The sequence below is a fragment of the Brevundimonas pondensis genome (assembly GCF_017487345.1).
In the GTDB taxonomy this organism is placed as follows: domain Bacteria; phylum Pseudomonadota; class Alphaproteobacteria; order Caulobacterales; family Caulobacteraceae; genus Brevundimonas; species Brevundimonas pondensis.
In genome coordinates this window covers 1,328,612-1,348,878 of record NZ_CP062006.1, presented here as the reverse complement: position 1 = coordinate 1,348,878, position 20,267 = coordinate 1,328,612, and the positions used below count along the sequence as shown (strand labels likewise).

At 67.3% G+C, this 20,267-nt stretch carries 21 protein-coding genes; 13 read left to right on the top strand and 8 right to left on the bottom strand.

Annotated features, from left to right (window positions below; translation table 11 throughout):
• Positions 1-71: 71 nt before the first annotated feature.
• Together IFE19_RS06805 and IFE19_RS06800 are read right to left on the bottom strand one after the other, a co-directional pair.
• Positions 72-1,505, bottom strand: a complete 1,434-nt coding sequence (locus IFE19_RS06805) for a purple acid phosphatase family protein (protein WP_207826704.1) — start codon at positions 1,503-1,505, stop codon at positions 72-74.
• Between the two features lie 93 nt (positions 1,506-1,598).
• Complete coding sequence (locus IFE19_RS06800; protein ID WP_207826702.1) at positions 1,599-2,888, bottom strand: Nramp family divalent metal transporter; 1,290 nt, start codon at positions 2,886-2,888, stop codon at positions 1,599-1,601.
• Between the two features lie 250 nt (positions 2,889-3,138).
• On the opposite strand from IFE19_RS06800, the gene rpsF reads away from it, so the two are divergent.
• The 8 genes from rpsF to alr all read left to right on the top strand — a co-directional run bounded on the left by rpsF (position 3,139) and on the right by alr (position 10,936).
• Positions 3,139-3,519, top strand: a complete 381-nt coding sequence (gene rpsF, locus IFE19_RS06795) for a 30S ribosomal protein S6 (RefSeq protein ID WP_207826701.1) — start codon at positions 3,139-3,141, stop codon at positions 3,517-3,519.
• Between the two features lie 11 nt (positions 3,520-3,530).
• Complete coding sequence (gene rpsR / locus IFE19_RS06790) at positions 3,531-3,809, top strand: 30S ribosomal protein S18 (protein ID WP_105564333.1); 279 nt, start codon at positions 3,531-3,533, stop codon at positions 3,807-3,809.
• A gap of 1 nt (position 3,810) precedes the next feature.
• Entirely contained in the window at positions 3,811-4,395 is a 585-nt protein-coding gene (gene rplI, locus IFE19_RS06785) for a 50S ribosomal protein L9 (protein ID WP_207826699.1), read from the top strand.
• 364 nt (positions 4,396-4,759) lie between these two features.
• The gene (locus IFE19_RS06780; protein WP_207826696.1) at positions 4,760-7,156 is read left to right on the top strand and encodes a TonB-dependent receptor plug domain-containing protein; all 2,397 of its coding nucleotides are present in this window, start codon (positions 4,760-4,762) and stop codon (positions 7,154-7,156) included.
• On the top strand, positions 7,150-7,794 hold the full coding sequence (locus tag IFE19_RS06775) for a DOPA 4,5-dioxygenase family protein (RefSeq protein ID WP_207826693.1): 645 nt from the start codon (positions 7,150-7,152) through the stop codon (positions 7,792-7,794). Before IFE19_RS06780 ends, IFE19_RS06775 begins: the two co-directional genes overlap by 7 nt.
• A 65-nt stretch (positions 7,795-7,859) precedes the next feature.
• On the top strand, positions 7,860-8,225 hold the full coding sequence (locus IFE19_RS06770; protein WP_207826691.1) for a hypothetical protein: 366 nt from the start codon (positions 7,860-7,862) through the stop codon (positions 8,223-8,225).
• A gap of 123 nt (positions 8,226-8,348) precedes the next feature.
• On the top strand, positions 8,349-9,848 hold the full coding sequence (locus IFE19_RS06765) for a replicative DNA helicase (RefSeq protein WP_207826690.1): 1,500 nt from the start codon (positions 8,349-8,351) through the stop codon (positions 9,846-9,848).
• A gap of 50 nt (positions 9,849-9,898) precedes the next feature.
• The gene (gene alr, locus IFE19_RS06760; RefSeq protein ID WP_207826688.1) at positions 9,899-10,936 is read left to right on the top strand and encodes an alanine racemase; all 1,038 of its coding nucleotides are present in this window, start codon (positions 9,899-9,901) and stop codon (positions 10,934-10,936) included.
• Between the two features lie 4 nt (positions 10,937-10,940).
• On the opposite strand, the gene IFE19_RS06755 is transcribed toward alr, so the two are convergent.
• Positions 10,941-11,582, bottom strand: a complete 642-nt coding sequence (locus IFE19_RS06755; protein WP_207826686.1) for a YIP1 family protein — start codon at positions 11,580-11,582, stop codon at positions 10,941-10,943.
• Positions 11,583-11,743: 161 nt separating this feature from the next.
• Here IFE19_RS06755 and radA point away from each other — a divergent pair, with 161 nt between their 5' ends.
• The 5 genes from radA to IFE19_RS06730 all read left to right on the top strand — a co-directional run bounded on the left by radA (position 11,744) and on the right by IFE19_RS06730 (position 16,407).
• Complete coding sequence (gene radA / locus IFE19_RS06750) at positions 11,744-13,117, top strand: DNA repair protein RadA (protein WP_207826684.1); 1,374 nt, start codon at positions 11,744-11,746, stop codon at positions 13,115-13,117.
• Between the two features lie 34 nt (positions 13,118-13,151).
• On the top strand, positions 13,152-13,688 hold the full coding sequence (locus tag IFE19_RS06745; protein ID WP_207826683.1) for a CvpA family protein: 537 nt from the start codon (positions 13,152-13,154) through the stop codon (positions 13,686-13,688).
• 81 nt (positions 13,689-13,769) lie between these two features.
• Complete coding sequence (gene purF / locus IFE19_RS06740; RefSeq protein ID WP_207826681.1) at positions 13,770-15,275, top strand: amidophosphoribosyltransferase; 1,506 nt, start codon at positions 13,770-13,772, stop codon at positions 15,273-15,275.
• 6 nt (positions 15,276-15,281) lie between these two features.
• Entirely contained in the window at positions 15,282-15,623 is a 342-nt protein-coding gene (locus IFE19_RS06735) for a VOC family protein (protein WP_207826679.1), read from the top strand.
• 43 nt (positions 15,624-15,666) lie between these two features.
• Complete coding sequence (locus tag IFE19_RS06730) at positions 15,667-16,407, top strand: SDR family NAD(P)-dependent oxidoreductase (protein ID WP_207826677.1); 741 nt, start codon at positions 15,667-15,669, stop codon at positions 16,405-16,407.
• A 21-nt stretch (positions 16,408-16,428) separates the two neighbouring features.
• Here IFE19_RS06730 and IFE19_RS06725 read toward each other — a convergent pair whose 3' ends face one another.
• The 5 genes from IFE19_RS06725 to der all read right to left on the bottom strand — a co-directional run bounded on the left by IFE19_RS06725 (position 16,429) and on the right by der (position 20,236).
• Positions 16,429-16,773: a hypothetical protein gene (locus IFE19_RS06725; protein WP_207826675.1), complete on the bottom strand. Its 345-nt coding sequence runs from the start codon at positions 16,771-16,773 to the stop codon at positions 16,429-16,431.
• Positions 16,774-16,852: 79 nt separating this feature from the next.
• On the bottom strand, positions 16,853-17,074 hold the full coding sequence (locus IFE19_RS06720) for a cupredoxin domain-containing protein (RefSeq protein WP_207826673.1): 222 nt from the start codon (positions 17,072-17,074) through the stop codon (positions 16,853-16,855).
• 118 nt (positions 17,075-17,192) lie between these two features.
• Positions 17,193-17,714, bottom strand: a complete 522-nt coding sequence (locus tag IFE19_RS06715; protein ID WP_207826671.1) for a DUF4142 domain-containing protein — start codon at positions 17,712-17,714, stop codon at positions 17,193-17,195.
• Between the two features lie 53 nt (positions 17,715-17,767).
• Entirely contained in the window at positions 17,768-18,487 is a 720-nt protein-coding gene (locus IFE19_RS06710; RefSeq protein WP_225910435.1) for an RNA polymerase sigma factor, read from the bottom strand.
• A 123-nt stretch (positions 18,488-18,610) separates the two neighbouring features.
• On the bottom strand, positions 18,611-20,236 hold the full coding sequence (gene der, locus IFE19_RS06705; RefSeq protein WP_207826667.1) for a ribosome biogenesis GTPase Der: 1,626 nt from the start codon (positions 20,234-20,236) through the stop codon (positions 18,611-18,613).
• Positions 20,237-20,267: the final 31 nt, after the last annotated feature.

Sequence of the window (20,267 nt, the reverse complement as noted above, 5' to 3'; positions counted from 1 at the left end):
CGTTGATTCAAGGCGCCGAGGGGTAGGCGAAACCCTCCCCTACGGCAAGAAGAACGGCGGATCGTCCTCTTCTAGTCCTTGATTTCAGCCGTACAGGGCCGGTCGTCCGGCCCTGCCGCGCCGTCGCAACGGCGCAGCGCCAGCAGGCTCTGATCGCTCTCGGTCAGCCGATTCCGACCGTCCGCGCCCCGCGTCAGGGTGAAGGCGTCATACAGCTGTCCCGTAGCGGTGAAGGCCCGGAACGACAGGCGATCCGCCTCAACGTCGATCAACTGATAGAGCTCTGTGTTCTCGGCTGCGCGCACCGGCTGGGTGTCCGCCCGGTCGTTCAGGCCGTACATCTTGGAGCCGGTGACCGAGACGACATAGACCGGCCCCTGCGGACGCCCCGCCGCGCTGTCGGCGTGAGAGGCCTCGGCCCCGGCGGGGTTGGAAACGCGGCCATAGCAGTGGTCGTGCCCCTGCAGCACCAGGTCGATGTTGCGAGCGTCGAAGATCGGCTTCCAGGCGGCTTTCAGCTCTTCCGTGTCCTGCGGTCGGGCGCAGGTGTAGATGGGCTGATGGAACAGGGCGACGTTCCAGCGCGCGGGGCTGCTGGCCAGGGTGGCGTCCAGCCAGCGCGTCTGCGTCTCCAGCCCGCCCAGATCCAGCGCCGCCGTGCCGTCCAGCACGATGAAGCGCACGCCCTGATAGTCGACGAAGTAGCTGGTCGCCTTCACCCCCTCGGCGCCGTTGTCCGGCAGGGCGAACTGCAGGGCCCAGTGCGGGCCCAGCACCCGCGATTCCTCGCCGCCGGGCAGGATGTGATCGACATATTCATGATTGCCGGTCGCCGGCAGCTGCGGCGTCATGGCGAAGGCGCGGCCGCCCGCCTCGGTCCACTCGCCCCACTCGTCGTCGTGAACCTTGACCTCGCGCTGAGCCACCAGATCGCCCGCATGGACGACCAGCGCCGCCGGCCCCGCCTCCTTGAAGGCCGAGCGGATCACCCGCGAGCCGATCTCCAGAATGTCGTTCTGCGTGTCGCCCAGATAGATGAAGCGGAAAGGTGCGAACTCCGCCTTGGCCGTGCGGAACGGCAGCCATTCGCTCCAGCCGTCGGCGGCGCGGACGCGATAGACGTAGCGGGTATCGGGCTTCAGGCCGTCGAAGCGGACCTGATGATAAAGGGCCTGACCGTTCTCGTTCTGGATCGGCCCCGTGGCGCCGGTCACCGTGCGAGCCGTATAACCCAGCAGAGGCCCGTCGATCTCCTCGGCGATCTGGGCTTCAGCGGCGGTCTGGCGGGTGTCGGTGCGCCACGCCACGCCTGCGCCGCGCGCGGCGTCGGCGGCAGGGCTCAGCACGATGCGATCAGCCCAGCCCTTGGCGGCCCAGCGTCCGTTCGGCGCGTGCAGCGGCGCCGGCAGCGGATCGGGGTCCGGCGGCGCGACGATCTGGGCCATCGACGGCGCGGCGGCCGTCAGGACAGCGGCGGCGGCCAGAAAGGCGGCGGACAGTTTCATGGAAGTCTCCCCGAGAGTCTGGGGCGAGGACCTAGCCGTCTATTGCAACGGTTCGCGGGGGATTTTGTGAAACTCCTGCGAGGATTGCACCGCCTACGACGGGATCAGGCCAATCAGTTCCTTGCCCGCCAGCACGGCGAACAGCAGGGCCGCCGCCGCCAGCAGCGTGTTGGACACCCAATGGCTGCGCCACTCCCTCGGCACGCGGTCGCTGTTCAGCATCCATAGCAACGTCCCAGCCAGGAAGGGCATGAACAGGCTGCCCAGCACCCCATAGGCCACGATCAGGCCGAACGGCCGCTCCATGAACAGCAGGGCCATGGGCGGAAAGGTCAGCCACAGGGCGTATCCCCGGAAGGCCCGGCTCTTGTCGCCGCGCACGGCCTCCTCGCCCGCCCTGCCCCGCACATGGGCGGTGAAGTCGGCGAATATCAGGCTGACGCCCTGCCAGACGCCCAGCAGGCTGGAGAAGCTGGTGGCCCAGAAACCGACCAGGAACAGGATGGAGACCGGCCGCCCGAACCGCTCGCCCAGCACCTGATCCAGGTCCAGCAGGCCCCGGTCGCCGCCTTGCAGGGCGATGCCCGCCGCGTGCAGCAGCTCGGCGCCCACGATCAGCATGGCCACCACGAAGACCCCGGTCACGACATAGGCGACCCGGTTGTCCAGCCGCATCACCGACATCCAGCCCGCCCCCTTCCAGCCCTTGGCGTTCAGCCAATAGCCATAGGCCGCCATGGTGATGGTCCCGCCCACCCCGCCGATCAGGCCCAGGGTATAGAAGACAGAGCCCTGCGGCAGGCTCGGCCACAGGCCAGTCAGCAGGGCCGGAATGTCCGGGGTCACGATCACGGCGAGGCCTACTACGGTGACGAACATCACCCCGACGCAGGCCGTCATCACCTTCTCGAACAGGCCGTAACCGCCAAACCAGACGAAAGTCAGCCCGATCAGGCCGCTCAGCATCCCCCAGGCCTTCAGGTCCAGCACCGGGAACAACGCCGCCAGTGGCAGAGCCGTCGCCGTCATGGCCGCCGCCCCGTACACAAAGCCCCAGATGACCACGTAGACGCCGAAATAAAGCCCGGCCCAGTTCAACCGTCCGCCGATGACGCCGGGCAGCAGCCCCCGCCCCAGGCTGGACCAGCCGTCGAAGATCGTTCGCTCGCTGGCCAGGGTCCATCGCCCCACGGCCTCGGCCAGGGCGATCTTCAGCACCGTCCCGATGATGGCCGCCCACAGCAGGGCGTAGCCAAAGCGTGACCCGGCGATCAGGGTCGCCACCAGGTCCCCCGCCCCCACGCCCGTCGCCGCGACGACAATGCCCGGTCCGATCAGGGACCAGCGCTTCTTGAGGGCGGCGTTCGGCTCGGACGAGGTCATGCGGCGTCTCCGGTCAGGTCGGAACCCTCCGCTGTTTCGGCCGCGCTTGGCAACGCCAGCCGGCCAGCCCTGCTCTATCCTTGCTCTCGCGGGCTTTTTCGCCTATACGCGCCGCCTTTCCAGGGCTTCGGTCCTGTTGCGGAACGCCAAAGGGTTCGGGAAGTCATCCCGGCCGCCGCTTCAGGAGCCATCGTGGGATTGGACTTTACCCGGTCCGCCCCGCGCCGATGCCCACAAGGGAGACTACCGCATGGCTCTTTACGAGCACACGGTCATGACGCGCCAGGATATCTCGGCGCAACAGGCCGAAGCGCTGAACGACACCATCAAGGCTCTGATCGAAGAAGGCGGCGGCAGCGTCGCCAAGATCGAGTACTGGGGTCTGCGCAACCTGACCTACCGGGTCAAGAAGAACCGCAAGGCTCACTATTCCCTGCTCGCTCTGGACGCCCCGGCTGCCGCCGTGGCCGAAGTCGAACGTCAGCTGTCGCTGAACGAAGACGTCCTGCGCTGGCTGACCGTCCGCGTCGAGGAACTCGACCTGGAACTGTCGCCCCTGCTGGCTCGTCGTGAACGCGAGCGTGACCGCGATCGCGGCCCGCGCGCCGACGAAGCTGCGGCCTCGGAATAAGGAACCGGATCATGACCGACACCACCGCTCCCATCCCGGGCGCCCCGGCCGGCTCCGGCTCGGCCGGCCGTCGCCCCTTCTACCGTCGCCGCAAGGTCTGCCCGTTCTCGGGCGCCAACGCGCCGAAGATCGACTACAAGGACGTGAAGCTGCTGCAGCGTTACGTCTCCGAACGCGGCAAGATCGTGCCCTCGCGCATCACCGCCGTTTCCGCCAAGAAGCAACGCGAACTGGCCAAGGCCATCAAGCGCGCTCGCTACCTGGCCCTCCTGCCGTACGTGGTGAAGTAAGATGAAGGTCGTTCTGCTGGAACGCGTCGAGAACCTCGGCGCCATCGGCGACGTCGTCACCGTCAAGGACGGCTTCGCTCGTAACTACCTGCTGCCGCGCGACAAGGCTCGTCGCGCGACCTCGGCCAACCTGAAAGCGTTCGAACTCGACCGCGCCGCCATCGAGCAGCGCAACGAGAAGAACAAGGCCGACGCACAGAAGGTCGCCGACAAGATCGACGGCCAGACCTACGTCATGATCCGTCAGGCCGGTGAAACCGGGCACCTGTACGGTTCGGTCGCCGGTCGCGACGTGGCTGAAGTCATTCAGTCCGAAGGCGGCAAGGTCGAGCGTTCGCAAGTCGTGCTGAACGTCGCGATCAAGGCCCTGGGCGTCCACGAAGTGCCGGTTCGCCTGCACCCGGAAGTCCGCGCCACGGTCAAGATCAACATCGCGCGCTCGGCCGAAGAAGCCGAACGTCAAGCCAAGGGCGAGGATGTCATCCGCGCCCAGTTCGACGACGAGCGTAACGCCGCCGAACAGGCCGCCCAAGAACTGATCGAAGGCGGCGCCGGTCAACAAGAAGGCTTCGGCGACGAAGCCTGATCTGTCGACTGACGGTATCGATCTAGGGGCGCGTCCTTCGGGGCGCGCCCCTTTTTCTTGGCCGATCCGTTTAGCTTTTCTAAGCGTCACGTCACAGATTCTCGATATGCCGCGCCGCTTTCGCACCGCAATATCGTCACAGCTCATCCTCCCCTTGATGAGCGGGAGATGACGATGCGAATGCGCTTCTACGCCGACATTCATCGTCCGGTCCTTCGACCGGCGCGATGTCCAGCCCGCCGTTGACCCCTTTCGGGCCGGTCCGCCGCCGGCCCTGACCACCCAGACAATCGATGCAGCCCCACGACGCCCTGCGGCGCCGTATGCGCCCTCGCGTCCAAATCAGAAAAGCTGACGTCTCGAGATGACCTTCGCCTACCGTTCCAGCCTGTTTCTCGCCGCCTCCGGCGCCGCCCTGCTGATCGCGGGTGCAGCTTCCGCGCAGGAAACGCCCGACGACGCCACCTCCGTCGACGACATCGTCGTCACCGGCACCCGCGTGCCCAACCGTTCGCGCCTCGACACCCTGGCCCCTGTCGACGTTGTTACCGCCGAGACCCTGTCCACGCGTGGCACGACCGAGTTCGCCGCCGCCCTGGCCCAGAGCGTACCCTCCCTGGTCTTCGCCCGCCCCTCGGTCGTAGACGGCACGGACTCCATTCGCCCCGCCACCCTGCGCGGCCTGTCGCCGGACCAAACCCTGGTGCTGCTGAACGGGACGCGCCGTCACGCCTCGGCCCTGGTCAACGTCAACGGCTCTATCGGGCGCGGCTCGGCCGCCGTCGACCTGAACGCCATCCCGACCGGCGCCCTGGATCGGGTCGAAGTCCTGCGCGACGGCGCCTCGGCGCAATACGGCTCGGATGCCATCGCCGGGGTGATCAACCTGCGCCTCAAGGAAGCCCGCGAGGGCGGCGGCGCCAGCGTCACTTATGGCCAGTATTTCACCACGGTCGAAACCGCGCGCGGCGAGCGCGACGAGACTGACGGCCGCACCGTCACCGCATCGGCCTGGCAGGGTTTCGGCCTCGGCTCCGACGGCTTCCTGACCCTGTCGGCCGAGTATCTGAACCGCGAGCCGACCAACCGCTCGGACTACGACCCGCGCGTCACCCCGACGGCGATCACCGCTCGGGCGGGCGACCCCAAGGTCGAGCAATGGACCGTCTTCGCCAATGCCGGCAAGTCGCTCAATGCGGATTGGGCAGCCTATGGCTGGGCCGGCTATCAGGACCGCGACAGCGAAAGCGCCGCCTTCCCGCGCCTGCCCAACAACGCCAACAACGTCGTCAGCATCTATCCCAACGGCTTCCTGCCCAAGATCGCCGTCAACTCGCAGGACCTGTCGCTGGCCGGCGGCGTGAAGGGCGAGATCGCAGGCTGGAGCGCTGACATCAGCCTGGTGTACGGCCGCAACGCCCTGGACTTCCGTACCGAGGACTCCCTGAACTCGACCTATGGATCGGCTTCCCCGACCAGCTTCGACTCCGGCGGCCTGACCTATGACCAACTGGTCTTCGGCGCCGACTTCACCCGCCAATTCGAGGTCGGCCTCACCGGCCCGCTGAACTTCGCCTGGGGGCTGGAAGCCCGCCGGGAAGGCTACAAGATCGACGCCGGTCAGCCGGAGTCCTGGAATCGCGGCCCGCTGGGCTCCAACACCGCCTTGGCCGGCGGCGCGCAAGGCTTCGTCGGCTTCCAGCCGTCGAACGAGGTGGACGACGACCGCGACGCCGTCGCCCTCTACGCCGACGTGGAAATCCCCCTGACCGAGAAGTTCACGGTCGAGGGCGCCCTGCGGGTCGAGGACTATTCCGACTTCGGCGACGCCCAGACGGGCAAGCTGGCCGCCCGCTACGATTTCAGCCCCAACTTCGCCCTGCGCGGCTCGATCTCGACCGGCTTCCGCGCACCGTCGCTGCAACAGAGCTTCTTCACCTCAACCTCGTCGGTGATCCAGAACGGCGCCGTGGTCGAGACGGGCACCTTCCCCGCGACGAGCGCCGTCGCCACGGCCCTAGGCGCCAAAGCGCTGAAGCCAGAGACCTCGACCAACTATTCGCTGGGCGCGGTCGTTCGCCTGGGCGACTTCGACCTGACGGTGGACGCCTACAAGATCACCATCGAGGACCAGATCGTTCTGTCGGAACTGATCAACCGCAGTTTCTCGGGGCAGGTCGCCGGTCTGCTGGACCCGCTGGGCGTTCAGGCCGCGCGCTTCTTCCTCAATGGCGTGACGACCGAGACCGAGGGCGTCGACATCGTCGGCCGCTATCGCCTGCGCACCGAAAGCGCCGGGAACTGGGACTTCACTGTCGCCGCCAACGTCAACGACGTCAGCGTGACCAAGCTGCCGACCTCCTCGTCGGTGCTGAACCCGGTTCCGACCCTGTTCGCCCGCAGCCGCATCCTGACCATCGAGGAAGGCACGCCGGACACGAAGGTGTCCGGTTCGGTTGACTGGAGCCTGGGCCGGTGGGGCGCGACAGCACGGGCCACCTATTACGCCGACGTCCTGCAGCCCGGCTCGACGGCGGCCAGTGACTATTCGACCGGCGCCAAGACGACGCTTGATCTGGAAGGTCGCTTCCAGGTCACAGACCGCGTCGGCCTGGCCGTAGGCGTGGACAACGTCTTCGACGAATATCCGGACTTCGTCCCCGAAACGCTGAACAGCAACGGCGTTCTGGGCTTCCCCTACTACTCTCCGTTCGGTTTCAACGGGCGCTACGGCTACGCCCGCCTGAGCGTGAAGTGGTGACGACAGCAGAGACCGGGCGCGAGGGAGCTCTCCCCTCCGCTTCGCGCCGGGCTCTGCTGGTCGGGGGCGGCGCAGCGGCTGCGGCGGCGACCGCCGCGGTCGCTGCGTCCCGTCCGGCCGAAGCCGCGGTTCAAGTGGGCGACGAGAGCACCCTCAGCCCCTGGGGCGCCAATCCGAAGGGTCCGCCCGAGCCGTTGCCACGCGGTATTGACCTGCCGCCTGCGCCGCGCGCCTACACCGAGATCAGCAGCTATCACGCGCACATCTATTTCAACGAGGACACGGCCTATCGCGCGGCGCAACTGCGCGACTGGGTCATCCATCGCTTCAAGGTCGAACTGGGTGAGTGGAACGAGGGGCCGCGCGGCCCCCACACCACGCCCTCCTTCTACTTCGGCTTCGCCAACGAGCAGGTCCCGACCGTCATCCCCTGGCTGATGCTCAATCACCTGGGGTTGAAGATCCTGATCCACCCGAACACCGACGATCCCTACGCCGACCACCTGATAAACGCCCTGTGGATCGGCGAGACCCAGCCGGTGAACGCCTTCCGCATGGCGCGCTCCGCCAAGGCGGCGGGCGGCGACATCGAGCGGGTCCATCCCAACACCTTGCCGACCGTCCCGCTGGAGACCTGACAGCGTTCATCGAGCATTCATCGCAAGAGCAACAAGCTGGGCCGTTCCAATCGGAGGGGGTCCGCATGAAGAAGGTCACGCTCATCCTCGCTGCTGTCGCCAGCCTCTGGGCAAGCGGCGCCAGCGCCATGACGGTTCAGGAGTTCCTGACCTCGGCCAGCCGTATCCCGCGCAATCCGACCGCCCTGCTGCGGTCGGACACGCGACGCCTGATGAATGAAGTCCAGCAGGCCTTCTCTGCCGTTCGCGGCGAACAGGACGCCGCGCGGACAGCCGGCCGCCGCCCCGCCACCTGCATGCCCGAGAAGGTCAGCCTGTCCGCAGACGCCCTTCTGGCCCGTTTCAACGCCATCCCGCCGGCCCGACGCAGCATCAGCGTGACCCAGGCCGTTCGCGAGTGGATGGCGGCGGAGCATCCCTGCCCTGACTGATCGCGCTCCGCCTCACTGATCTGACAGGGGTTTTCGGGACCGTCCACAGACGCTCATTGATGGTCCACGACCAAGGCGGCGCCCGCATCTGACGCAGGCCTCGCTTAGGTCTATGCAACTCTCATGAACGCCTTCGCTCCCATGCCCTACGGAAACACCGACCAGGTCTCCGTCTCGTCCATGCCCCATAACCTTGAGGCGGAGCAGGCGCTGCTGGGCTCGCTGATGTTCGACAACGCCGTGTTCGAGCGACTGAGCGACCGTCTGCGCGGCACGCATATGTACGAGCCTTTCCACCAGCGGCTGTTCGAGGCGATCGAGGACCACATCCGTCAGGGCCTGCTGGCCGAGCCGACGATCCTGATGGAGCGCTTCAAGCAGGACCCGGCCTTTCACGAGTTCGGCGGCCTGCGCTACCTGGCCGATCTGGTGGATCGGGCGCCGCCGGCGGCCAATGCGCCCGACTATGCCCGCGTCATCTACGACCTGGCCCTGCGTCGCGACCTGATCCGCATCGGCGGCGAGATGATCAAGGAGGCGCCCAACCCCGAGACGCCCGCCGACGAACAGATCGAACAGGCCGAGCAGACCCTCTATTCCCTGGCCGAGACGGGCAAGCCCTCGTCGGGCTTCGTCAACTTCTCGACCGCCCTGGCCGGCGCCGTCGAAATGGCAGGCGAAGCCTATCAGCGCGAAGGCAAGCTGGCCGGCCTGGCCACTGGCCTGATCGACCTGGACCGCAAGCTGGGCGGCCTGCACCCGTCTGACCTGCTGATCCTCGCGGGCCGCCCGTCGATGGGTAAGACCGCGCTCGCCACCAACATGGCCTTCAACGTGGCCCGCGCCTATCAGTGGGAGCCGACGCCGGAGGGCCGCAAGACGGTCAACGGCGGGGTGGTTGCCTTCTACTCGCTGGAAATGAGCGCCGAACAGCTGGCCATGCGTATTCTGGCCGACGCATCGGGCGTATCCTCGGACAAGCTGCGCAAGGGCGAGATCGACGCCTCTGACTTCGGCAAGCTGCGGGACGCGGCGGTGGAGATCGGCGAAAGCCCGCTTTATATCGACGCCACCGGCGGCATCTCCATCTCCAAGCTGGCGGCGCGTGCGCGACGCCTGAAGCGGATGGAGCATGGCCTGGACCTGATCATCGTCGACTACCTGCAGTTGGTGACCGTAGGCGAAGGCGGCGGTCAAAAGAACCGCGTCCAGGAAGTGTCCGAGATCACCGGCGGCCTGAAGGCCCTGGCCAAGGAACTGGGCGTGCCGATCATCGCCCTGTCGCAGCTGTCGCGTCAGGTCGAGCAACGCGAGGACAAACGGCCCCAGCTCTCCGACCTGCGGGAATCCGGCTCGATCGAGCAGGACGCCGACTGCGTCATGTTCGTCTACCGCGAGAGCTACTACCTGGGCCGTGCCGAGCCGCGGGAAGGGTCCGAAGAACACCTGCAATGGCAGCAGGACATGGACCGGCTGCAGGGTCAGGCCGAGGTCGTCATCGGCAAGCAGCGTCACGGCCCCATCGGCATCGTCAAGCTGGCCTTCGACGCCGACACCGTTCGATTTGGCAACCTGGCCCACGACGGTCGCTACGGCGGCGCCTATGCGGATATTCCCGAGTAATTCGCCCCAAAGGTCGTGGCGCCGCACAAATCTTGCGGCATAAGGGCTTCATGTCCCTCCCCGCCTCCCTCACCGTCGATCTCGGCGCCCTTGCGCGCAATTTCCACACCCTGCAGGGCCTGATCGGCGTGCCGGTCAATCCGGTCGTCAAGGCCGACGGCTACGGCCTGGGGGCTGGTGCGGTGGCTAGGCGGCTGATGGCCGAGGGCGCGCGGACCTTCTTCGTGGCGCGGGCGACCGAAGGCGTGCTGTTGCGTGACGCCATCGGGCCTGAGCCGGTCATCTATGTACTGGACGGCTGCCACGGATCGTCAGCGGCCATGATCAAGGCGACGAACCTGCGCCCCGTGCTGAACCAGCCGGCTCAGATCGCGGCCTGGACGGCGGCGGGCGGCGGCGCCTGCGGCCTGCAACTGGACACCGGCATGAACCGGCTGGGCTTCCGCGTCGAGGACGCGCCCGAGCCGTTCGCAGGGCTGGAGCTGGTGATGACCCACCTGGCCTGCGCCGACGAACCCGCCCATCCGCTGAACCGCATCCAGCGCGACGCCTATGCGGCGGCGGTCACGCGCTATCCAGGCGTGACGCGGTCCTTCGCCAACTCGGGCGGTTGCTTCCTGGGACCGGGCTTCGCCTTTGACGTGGCGCGTCCCGGCATCTGCCTGTTCGGTGGCGGTCCCGAGGGCAAGCCGGACGACCGCATTGCGCCGGTGGCCACCCTGAACGCCCAGATCATGCAGGTGCGCGACGTGCCGGCGGGCGAGACCGTCGGCTATTCTCAAGGCTATCGCGCCGAGGCGCCGATCCGCGTGGCGACCTGCGGGACCGGCTATGCCGACGGCGTGATGCGCGCCAACAGCCCGCGCGGTCAGGTCTGGGTGGAGGGCGAGCTTCGCCCCATCATCGGTCGCGTGTCGATGGACGTGCTGGCGGTGGACGTCACCGGCCTGGACGTGGCGGCCGGCGACACGGTCGAGATCTTCGGCGCCAATCGTCTGGTGGACGACGCGGCGACGGCGGCGGGAACCATCAGCTACGAGATGCTGACCTCGATCACGCCGCGCGTGCCGCGCCTTTACGTCGGTTGAGGGGTCAGCTGAGGGCCAGGGCGCCCAGGCCGACCGTACCGACCACGAAGCTGGCGACTACGCCCGCGGCGATGGCGCCGACCACCATCCACAGCACGATCGCCGAGACGACGACGACGGCCGTATAACCCAGGGCCTTGTCCTGCGGCGCCTTCATCACGACCGGCAGGCCGAGATAGAGCAGATAGAAGCCGTAGAGGCCCAGCAGCCCGCCCAACCAGGCCAGGGCCGGGAAGAGGTTGAAGATCGACGCGACCCAGGCCGCCGTCATCGAATAGACGGCCACCTTCATCGACTGCACCTTGTCCTTGGCGCCGTTGAAGGTCGGCGCCAGGGCGTCGATGATCAGGCCCAGCACGAAGACCGACAGCAGCGACAGACCCCAGGTGACGATGGCGCCCAGCAGGCCGCCGATCATCGGGGTGCGCATCACCGAACCGAAGATGTGGATCGGGAACAGCTGGCCGCCAATCAGGCTGGCGACCGGGCCGATCGCCGCCAGGATCATGGCGTAGCGAGCAAACAGGCTGCGCGTCGTGGCGTATTCGGCGTCGATGACCGGCCACTCCAGCTTGGGCCGCATCAGCAGGTTCTGCACGCGGGCGACAAGGCCCGGATCAATGGCGGGCGGGTTCGGAGCGTTCATAGAGGCCTCGGCGGGGGTTGAGTCGTAACGACGCTATAGCCTGGCAGGATGACGGGCATATGAGGCTCAATGCAACCCGCGCGCGTCGTCTTGCGTCAAAACCGGTCGCACGCCTGCGCATCCTCCCTCGCCCGCGCCGCGATTCCTGCTAGGTCAGGGTCATGGCGCGCGACACCCTTCTCTATGTCTGTCAGTCCTGCGGGGCGGTTCATTCGAAATGGGCGGGCCAATGCTCGGCCTGCGGCGAGTGGAACTGTCTGGCCGAGGAGTCCAAGTCGGCCCCGCCCGGCGCGATGAAGCCCGCCTCGACCGCGCGCGGACGCGGCCTGCAGTTCGAGACCCTGCAGTCCGACACGCCCGAGCCGCCGCGCATTGTCACCGGCGTGACCGAGTTCGACCGGGTCTGCGGCGGCGGCGTGGTGCCGGGCTCGGCCATCCTGCTGGGCGGCGACCCCGGCGTGGGCAAGTCGACCCTGCTGCTGGAGGTCACGGCCAAGGCGGCCCGCAACGGCGCCCGCGTGGCCTATATCTCGGGCGAAGAGGCCATCGAGCAGATCCGCGCCCGCGCCAAGCGCATGGGGGTGGCCGACGCCGCCGTGTCATTGGCGTCCGCGACGGCCCTGCGCGAAATCCTGACGACGCTGAAGCGCGACAGGTTCGACATCGTCATCATCGATTCCATCCAGACCCTGTGGTCCGACGCCCACGAGGCCGGCCCCGGCTCCGTCACCCAGGTCCGGGCCTGCGCCGCCGAACTGGTGCGACTGGCCAAGGACGGCGGCCCGGCCATCGTCCTGGTCGGCCACGTCACCAAGGACGGCCAGATCGCCGGGCCGCGCGTGGTCGAGCACATGGTCGACGCCGTCCTCAGCTTCGAGGGCGAGCGCGGCTATCCCTTCCGCATCCTGCGTGCGGGCAAGAACCGCTTCGGCGCCACCGACGAGATCGGCGTCTTCGAGATGAGCGACGTCGGCCTGCGCGAAGTCACCAATCCCTCCGCTCTGTTCCTGGGCGAAGGCAAGGACCGGGCGCCGGGCGCCGCCGTCTTTGCGGGCATCGAGGGCAGTCGCCCGGTGCTGGTGGAGATTCAGGCCCTGGTCGCCCCATCCGCATACGGCACGCCCAGACGGGCGGTCGTGGGCTGGGACAACGGCCGCCTGGCCATGCTGCTGGCCGTGCTGGAGGCGCGCTGCGGCCTGGGGTTCGGGGACAAGGACGTCTATCTGAACGTGGCCGGAGGTCTGCGGATCAACGAGCCCGCCGCCGACCTGGCCGCCGCCGCCGCCCTGATTTCATCCGCGCTGGACAAGCCCCTGCCGCAAGGTTGCGTCGTCTTCGGCGAAATCGGCCTGTCGGGCGAGGTTCGCGCCGTCAATCGCGCTGAAGCCCGGCTGAGAGAAGCGAAGAAGCTCGGCTTCGACCGCGCCCTCGCCCCATCCCAGGCCAAGGACAAGGTCAAGAAGGGCGACGTCGCCGTCACCGCCGCCGGCCTGCTAACCGAGGTGGTCGAGCGAATCTCGCAAAACCGCTATTGAGGCGGCGTCTTCTTCTCCAGCGATTGCAGCGCGCGTGACCGGCTACGACGTCTTCGTCATCCTTGTGCTTCTGGCCTCTGGCGCCGCCGGCTGGTTCCGGGGCGGCGTGCGCGAGCTGACGGCCTTCTTCAGCTTCTTCCTGGCTGGACTGCTGGCCCTGATCACCCTGCCCTGGACCGCGCCGTTCGGGCGGTCGCTGGTCGATCCTGACTGGGCCGGGTCGGTGCTGGCCGTGGGGCTGACGTTTTTGATTCTCTATTTCGGCCTGCGCTTCCTCGGCTCAGCCATTTCCAAGGGCGCGCGCGGCAACGCCCTGGGCGCCTTCGATCAGGTCTTCGGCCTGGCGCTGGGCGCCGTGCGGGCCCTGGCTCTGATCGGCGCCGTGCACCTGACCATCATGGGGGTCATGTCCGACAATCCCCCGCGCTGGCTGACCGGCGCGGCCCTGTCGCCGCTCAGCGAAGGCTCGGCCAAGGCCATTCAGGTCGTCCTGCCGACGCTTGGAAAGGGCGCCGACGCCCTGACGCCCGTGGTCGGTTCTTCCGTCCGCGAAGGGTTTTCCGATCAATGAGCCTTGCCCTCGACGCAATGGCGGACTACGTGCGCGGCGCCGCCGCCTGAGTTATCCTGTCCCGGTCATCGGAGCCTGACGATGCGCCACCATATCGCCGATCCCATCGTTCACCGCGAACACTGGCGCGAGCCGGAGGATGACCAGCTGCGGCTGGAATGCGGCGTCTGCGGCGTCTGGGGCGCGCCCGAGAACGAAGCCTCCTCTATCGTGGCTCTGGGCCTGCACGCCCTGCAGCACCGCGGCCAGGAAGCCTGCGGCATCGCCAGCGTCAGCGACGAACGCTTTTACACCGAGCGCCATCAGGGCCTCGTCGGCGAGGCCTTCGGCAACGCCGAATTGACCACCCGCCTGCCCGGCGGCGCCGCGGTCGGCCACACCCGCTACTCCACCGCCGGCGGCAGCTTCCTGCGCAACATCCAGCCGATGTTCGCCGATCTGGACCAGGGCGGCATCGCCATCGCCCACAACGGCAATCTGACGAATTTCAAATACCTGCATACGCAACTGGTCTCGGAAGGCGCGATCTTCCAGTCCACCTCGGACTCCGAGGCCATCCTTCACCTGATCGCCCGCAGCCGTAAGGCCAAGATCGTCGAGCGCTTCATCGACGCCCTGGGCCGGATCGAGGGCGGCTACGCCCTGGTGGCCCAGACCCGCTACAAGATGATCGGCGCCCGCGACCCACTGGGCATCCGCCCCCTGGTCCTGGGCAAGGTCGGCGAGGCCTGGGTTCTGGCGTCCGAGACCTGTGCGCTCGACACCATCGGCGCCACCTTCATCCGCGACATCGAACACGGCGAAGTGGTCGTGATCGACGAGGACGGCCTGACCTCGATCAAGCCCTTCCCAGCCCGCGCCGCCCGTCCCTGCCTGTTCGAGTATGTCTATTTCGCCCGCCCCGACAGCGTGGTGAACGGCCGCTCGGTCTATAACGTCCGCAAGGAAATGGGCCGTCGTCTGGCGCGTGAGTTCGAGGTCGAGGCCGACATCGTGGTGCCGGTGCCGGATTCCGGCGTTCCCGCCGCGCTCGGCTATGCTCAGGAAAGCGGCATCCCCTATGAAGTGGGCATCATCCGCAGCCACTACCTGGGCCGCACCTTCATCCAGCCCAGCCAGGGCGCCCGGCAGAAGGGCGTGCGCATGAAGCACAGCCCCAACCGCTCGGCCCTGGAAGGCAAGCGCGTCGTGCTGATCGACGACTCGATCGTGCGCGGCACCACCTCGCTGAAGCTGGTCCGCGCCGTCCGCGCGGCGGGCGCCAAGGAGGTTCACCTGCGCTCGGCCAGCCCGCAGATCCTCTTCCCCGACTTCTACGGCATCGACATGCCCGAGCGGACGCAACTGATGGCCGCGACCCATACGATGGACGAGATGCGCGCCATCCTGGAGGTCGACTCCCTGGGCTTCCTGTCCATCGACGGCCTCTATGACGCCATGGGCGCCGGGCCGCGCGATCCGGCCCAGCCGCAGTTCACGGACCACTATTTCACGGGCGACTATCCGACCCGGCTGCTGGACCGCGAAATCGCCGAGGGCGGCCGTGATGCGAAGGGCGGGCAACTTTCCCTGCTGGTGACCGCTTAAGGCGGTATGGTTCAACTCGGCTACTTCACGCTCGATACGCCCGACATCGAAAAGGCCCGCGCCTTCTATGCGGGTCTGTTCGGCTGGACCTTCGACGAAACCGCCTCGCACCCGACCTACGCCCACATCAGCGGCTCTGATCCCGCCTTCGGCATCACCAAGGGCGAGCATCGGGCCTTTCCCCATCTCTACTTCCGGGTGGACGACATTCACGACGTCTGCGCCCGCGTAAGGGCGCTGGGCGGACACGCGGCCATGCCGGCCCAGAGCCCGTCCGGCCTGTCCGTCGTCGTCGCCGACGACCAGGGCGTCAGCTTCAGCCTGTGGCAGCCGGCGCCGGGCTATTGAACTGAGCCTTTCGCCCGACGACGGGTCGCGCTATCAGCGGGCCATGCTCGAACACGCTTCCCTTCCCCTCGCCAACCGCATCGCCCTGGTCGTCGGCGCCTCGCGCGGGATCGGCTATGAGACCGCCCTGGCCCTGGCCAAGGCCGGCGCCCACGTCGTGGCGACCGCCCGCACCCAGGGCGGCCTGGAGGAGCTGGACGACGCTATCTTCGCCGCTACCGGCCAGCACGCCACCCTGGTCCCGTTCGACCTGGTGGACGGCGGCGCCATCGACCGCCTGGGCGGCGCCCTGTTCGAACGCTTCGGCAAGCTGGACATCTGGGTCCAGGCCGCCGCCACCATGGGCCCGTCGGGCCTGACGCCGGTCGCCCACGCCGAGCCGCGCGAGTTCGCCAAGGTCGAGAAGATCAACTTCACCGGCGTCTATCGCCTGATCCGCTCGCTGGAGCCGCTGCTGCGCGCTTCGGACGCGGGACGCGCCGTCTATCTGACCACCAGCGTCGCCGCCAACCCACGCGCCTTCTGGGGAATGTATGCGGCCACCAAGGCCGGGGCCGAGAACCTGGTCAAGTGCTGGGCCGATGAGGTCGAAAGCACGCCCATCCGCGTCGCCGTCGTCGATCCGGGCCGGATGCGGACCCAGATGCGCGCCCAGGCCTTCCCCGGCGAAGACCCGGAAGTCTTGCCGCATCCTTCGGAAATCGGCCCGCTCATGGTCGAACTGACCCGTCCCGACCTCACCCCGCCCCTGACCGTCAGCTTCAAGGACTGGAAGCAGAACTGACAGCAGATCGATCAGGCCGGATCAGAAAGCGATCAGGCCTTCCGGTCCGGCCCGACGACGCTCACATGCGGCGTAGCGCGTCGCTGCAGTGGCGTAGTCGTTCAGGTCAGCTGTGTAATTGTTCAGTTTGTCGACGTAGTCAGTGAATGCACGCCCAGCAGCGTCCATTTCAGCATTGTAGGCGTTGATGATGGCTGAGCGGCAGTTGTGGCGGCCCCGCGCCTCGTCCACGCAGGACGGCGCCGTGGGCCGGGTCGGCTTGATCGGACGGATTACTGCCGGAGGCGTCGGAACGGCGCAATCGGCGGGCGCGGCCTCTCCCGACGTCGCCTGAACAAATGCCGCCATAAACACTGCAAAAATCATCAACATAGCCCCCTCGAAGAAGGATTAGCTATCGACGTTCTTTGCATGTCGTCAAGCCATGGCTGGAACCGATCTGCGACTATGTCGTCACCAGGATCTGCGCTGTCATGGCCGCATGGAAACGACAAAAGTAGTCGAAGGTCCCCAAGGTCTGCATCACGGTCGTTCCGGTCCCGCCCGGCGGCAGGTCTACGTCAAAAGCGTGGTTCCGCGCCGTGGCCGAGTGCCGAAAGATGTCGCGGTTGACCCAGGTCACGGTGTCGCCGACGCGCACGCCCGTCGGCGCGGGCCCGAACTTCATTTTCTCGACAAAGATCGTATGCGTCCGGGGCGGAGCGATCGTCAGGAGCGCCGGCGCGACAGCCAACGCCCCCGCCGTCATCAGGAGCTGTCGCCGGGAGAGGCGCTCCGATCTCATGTCAGTGGAACTCATGGGCCAGGTGCTCGGCGTGGGCCTGATGCTGCTGGAACAGCTCCAAGCCGGTCTGCAGCAGGGACTTCAGCTCGGCGTTGTCGGCGTCGGGGATCAGGGTCCGGCGCAGGGCCTCGTTGACCGTGCGGTGATAGGCGACCTCGTTATCGACATAGGCCTTGTCGAAGGCCGCGCCCGACAGGCCGGCCAGCCTCTGGCGCGTCGCCGCCGCCGCGTCGCTGAGCGAGGTGCTGGTGGGATTGGCTTCCGGGGTGACGTGCAGACGCGTGACCAGGGCCAGGGCCTGCTGGTTCACCGCCGCATGGTCGCGCTGCATGGTCTCGGCGAAGGCGCGGACCTGGGGGTTGGTCGATTTCTCCAGCGCCTGCTTGGCCGCGTCGATGTCCAGCTGACCGGCGGTATAGGCGATGTGGGCGATCTGGGGGTCGGTCGGTCCGGCGCTCTGGGCCAGGGCGGGCGCGAACGGTGAGAACATCAGGACACCGGCCAGCAGGAGGGCTTTCGACATGGGCTTCTTCCTTTGCGGCGACGGCTTGAGCGCCATCGTCACAGCATTGGACTTCAGGCGGCGGGAAAGGTTCCCGCAGGCGCCAGCCGCCCTTCCCGTTCCATCCGGGCCAGCACCGCCTCGGTGATCCGCACGCACCGTGCGCCCAGGAAGGGAAAGACCCCGACCATGGTCGCGCCCAGCTGGGCGTCCAGGGCCTGTCGCAGCAGACGTCGCGCGCGGTGCAGGCGGGTCTTCACGGTTTCCGGCTTCAGTTGCAGGTTGGCGGCCGTCTCTTCGATGCTGCACTCCTCGATGTCGCGCAGGATGAAGACCATGCGGAAGGGTGCCGGCAGGTCGTCCACGGCCCGCTCGATCAGGCCCCGAATCTGCATCCGCGCCGCATCGACCTCGGGGCTGCCGCCGCCAAAGGTGTTTGGGAAAGGGATGACCTCGGCCTGCTGCTGCACCTGTTCGAGCACGTCCAGATCGACCGTCGGTCGGCGCCGCCGCACCCGGTCGCGGGCTTCGTTGAGGACGATGCGGGTCAGCCAGGTCTGGACGCCGGCCTCGCCGCGAAAGCCGCCGATAGCGGCGAAGGCGCGGGCGTAGGCCTCCTGCAGCACGTCTTCCGCCTCGGCGTCGTCGCGAACCACGCCGCGCGCCATGCGGAACAGGCGCTGATTGCCCTGCTGCATGATGACGCGAAAGGCCTCACGGTCGCCAGCCTGGGCCAGGCGCACCAGATCGGCCTGATCAAGCGCAACATAGTCGTTCGGTTTCCGCAGACTCATGACGCGCTCCATCCATGGACTTGGACGCGCGACGGGGCCGCAAGGTTCCCGAAAAGGAAAAGGGCGAGCCGTCATTCCCGACCGCTCGCCCTTCAACTGTCGCAGGCCGCTATCGCGGTCTGCCTATTTCTTCGGCGCGTGCTTCTGGCCGGTGCGGATACGACCCGAGCGCGACACCTGACGGGCGCCGCCGCGGGCCCCCTTCTGGACCGCCACGCTCTGCCCCGCCTTCTTGCTGGCGCCGGCCTTCAGCCCGCCCAGGGCCTTCACCTTGGGTTTGACGCCCGACTTCTTCTGCTCCAGCGCCTTGCCCGGCAGGTTGGACAGGGCCTCGGCGGCCTTCTCGGCCTTCTGCACCTTGCGCGGCGCGGTCTTGGCTGTGCCCTTGTAACGTTCGGGACCGGACTTGGCGCCGCCCTCGGCATAGGGGTTGGCCGAGCCGGACTTGACCGTCAGTCGGATCGGCGTGCCAGGCAGATCAAAGCTCTCGCGCAGGCTGTTCACCAGATAACGCTGGTAATGCTCAGGCATATCCGAGGCGCGGCTGGCCATCAGCACGAAGGTCGGCGGACGGGCCTTGGTCTGGGCCATGTATTTCGGCTTCACGCGCTTGCCGTTAACGGCGGGCGGCGGGTGCCTCTGGGTCGCCATGGCCAGCCAGGTGTTCAGGTCCTTGGTCTTGACCTTCACCGACCAGGTTTCATAGGCCTTGATGATGGCCGGCATCAGCCGCTCGACGCCACGCCCGTTGTGCGACGACAGGGCGACGAAGGGCGAACCCTTCAGCTGCGGCAGCTTGTCCTCCGCCAGGCGCTTCAGCTCGGCCATCTTGGACTGGGGTTCTTCTTCCAGGTCCCACTTGGACGCGACATAGACCAGGGCGCGGCCTTCGCGCTCGACCAGGTCGGCCAGTTGCAGGTCCTGGGTGTCGAAGGCGTCGTCCTTGTCCATCACCAGCACGACCACCTCGGCGAAGGTGATGGCGCGGATGGTGTCCGCGACCGACAGCTTTTCCAGCTTCTCCTGAACGCGGGCCTTGCGGCGCATCCCGGCGGTGTCGACGAAGCGGATGGCCCGACCTTCATATTCCCAGTCGACCGAGATGGAGTCGCGAGTGATGCCCGCCTCGGGTCCGGTCAGCAGGCGATCTTCGCCCAGCATACGGTTGATCAGGGTCGATTTACCCGCATTGGGGCGGCCGATGATGGCGATGCGGATCGGCTTATCCGGTTCGTCGATCTCTTCGATGAAGATGTCGGCCGAGGCCGCCAGCAGGGCCTGATACAGATCGGCCATGCCCTCGCCATGCTCGGCCGAGATGGCGACCGGCTCGCCGAAGCCCAGGGCGTGAGCCTCGCCCACGCCGCCGCCGCTTTCGCGGCTTTCGGACTTGTTGGCCAGCAGGATGATCGGCTTTTGCACCTTGCGCAGGCGATCGGCGAAGATGCGGTCCAGCGACGTCACGCCCTCGCGGGCGTCCATCATGAACATGACGACTTCGGCGTCATCCAGCGCAGCCTCGGTCTGCTCGCGCATCCGAGCTTCCAGGCTGTCGTCGGTGACGTCTTCGTAGCCCGCCGTGTCGATCAGCGTCAGATCCATGTCGCCGATATTGCCGTCAGCATAGCGACGGTCACGGGTCACGCCCGGGCGATCATCGACCAGCGCCAAGCGCTTGCCGACGAGGCGATTGAACAGTGTCGACTTGCCCACGTTGGGGCGGCCGACGATGGCGACCTTAAGAGCCATGTCGGCTTTCTAACTCAAATTCAGGAAAAAG

Excerpts from the sequence above, each read along its gene's own strand:
- rpsF (WP_207826701.1), top strand. The coding sequence starts at position 3,139 with ATGGCTCTTTACGAGCACACGGTCATGACGCGCCAGGATATCTCGGCG.
- IFE19_RS06735 (WP_207826679.1), top strand. The coding sequence starts at position 15,282 with ATGGTTCAACTCGGCTACTTCACGCTCGATACGCCCGACATCGAAAAG.
- alr (WP_207826688.1), top strand. The coding sequence starts at position 9,899 with ATGTCCCTCCCCGCCTCCCTCACCGTCGATCTCGGCGCCCTTGCGCGC.
- purF (WP_207826681.1), top strand. The coding sequence starts at position 13,770 with ATGCGCCACCATATCGCCGATCCCATCGTTCACCGCGAACACTGGCGC.
- IFE19_RS06725 (WP_207826675.1), bottom strand. The coding sequence starts at position 16,773 with ATGATTTTTGCAGTGTTTATGGCGGCATTTGTTCAGGCGACGTCGGGA.
- IFE19_RS06755 (WP_207826686.1), bottom strand. The coding sequence starts at position 11,582 with ATGAACGCTCCGAACCCGCCCGCCATTGATCCGGGCCTTGTCGCCCGC.
- IFE19_RS06715 (WP_207826671.1), bottom strand. The coding sequence starts at position 17,714 with ATGTCGAAAGCCCTCCTGCTGGCCGGTGTCCTGATGTTCTCACCGTTC.
- IFE19_RS06720 (WP_207826673.1), bottom strand. The coding sequence starts at position 17,074 with ATGAAGTTCGGGCCCGCGCCGACGGGCGTGCGCGTCGGCGACACCGTG.
- radA (WP_207826684.1), top strand. The coding sequence starts at position 11,744 with ATGGCGCGCGACACCCTTCTCTATGTCTGTCAGTCCTGCGGGGCGGTT.
- IFE19_RS06770 (WP_207826691.1), top strand. The coding sequence starts at position 7,860 with ATGAAGAAGGTCACGCTCATCCTCGCTGCTGTCGCCAGCCTCTGGGCA.
- IFE19_RS06805 (WP_207826704.1), bottom strand. The coding sequence starts at position 1,505 with ATGAAACTGTCCGCCGCCTTTCTGGCCGCCGCCGCTGTCCTGACGGCC.
- IFE19_RS06730 (WP_207826677.1), top strand. The coding sequence starts at position 15,667 with ATGCTCGAACACGCTTCCCTTCCCCTCGCCAACCGCATCGCCCTGGTC.
- IFE19_RS06710 (WP_225910435.1), bottom strand. The coding sequence starts at position 18,487 with ATGAGTCTGCGGAAACCGAACGACTATGTTGCGCTTGATCAGGCCGAT.
- rpsR (WP_105564333.1), top strand. The coding sequence starts at position 3,531 with ATGACCGACACCACCGCTCCCATCCCGGGCGCCCCGGCCGGCTCCGGC.
- IFE19_RS06800 (WP_207826702.1), bottom strand. The coding sequence starts at position 2,888 with ATGACCTCGTCCGAGCCGAACGCCGCCCTCAAGAAGCGCTGGTCCCTG.
- IFE19_RS06765 (WP_207826690.1), top strand. The coding sequence starts at position 8,349 with ATGAACGCCTTCGCTCCCATGCCCTACGGAAACACCGACCAGGTCTCC.
- IFE19_RS06780 (WP_207826696.1), top strand. The coding sequence starts at position 4,760 with ATGACCTTCGCCTACCGTTCCAGCCTGTTTCTCGCCGCCTCCGGCGCC.
- rplI (WP_207826699.1), top strand. The coding sequence starts at position 3,811 with ATGAAGGTCGTTCTGCTGGAACGCGTCGAGAACCTCGGCGCCATCGGC.
- der (WP_207826667.1), bottom strand. The coding sequence starts at position 20,236 with ATGGCTCTTAAGGTCGCCATCGTCGGCCGCCCCAACGTGGGCAAGTCG.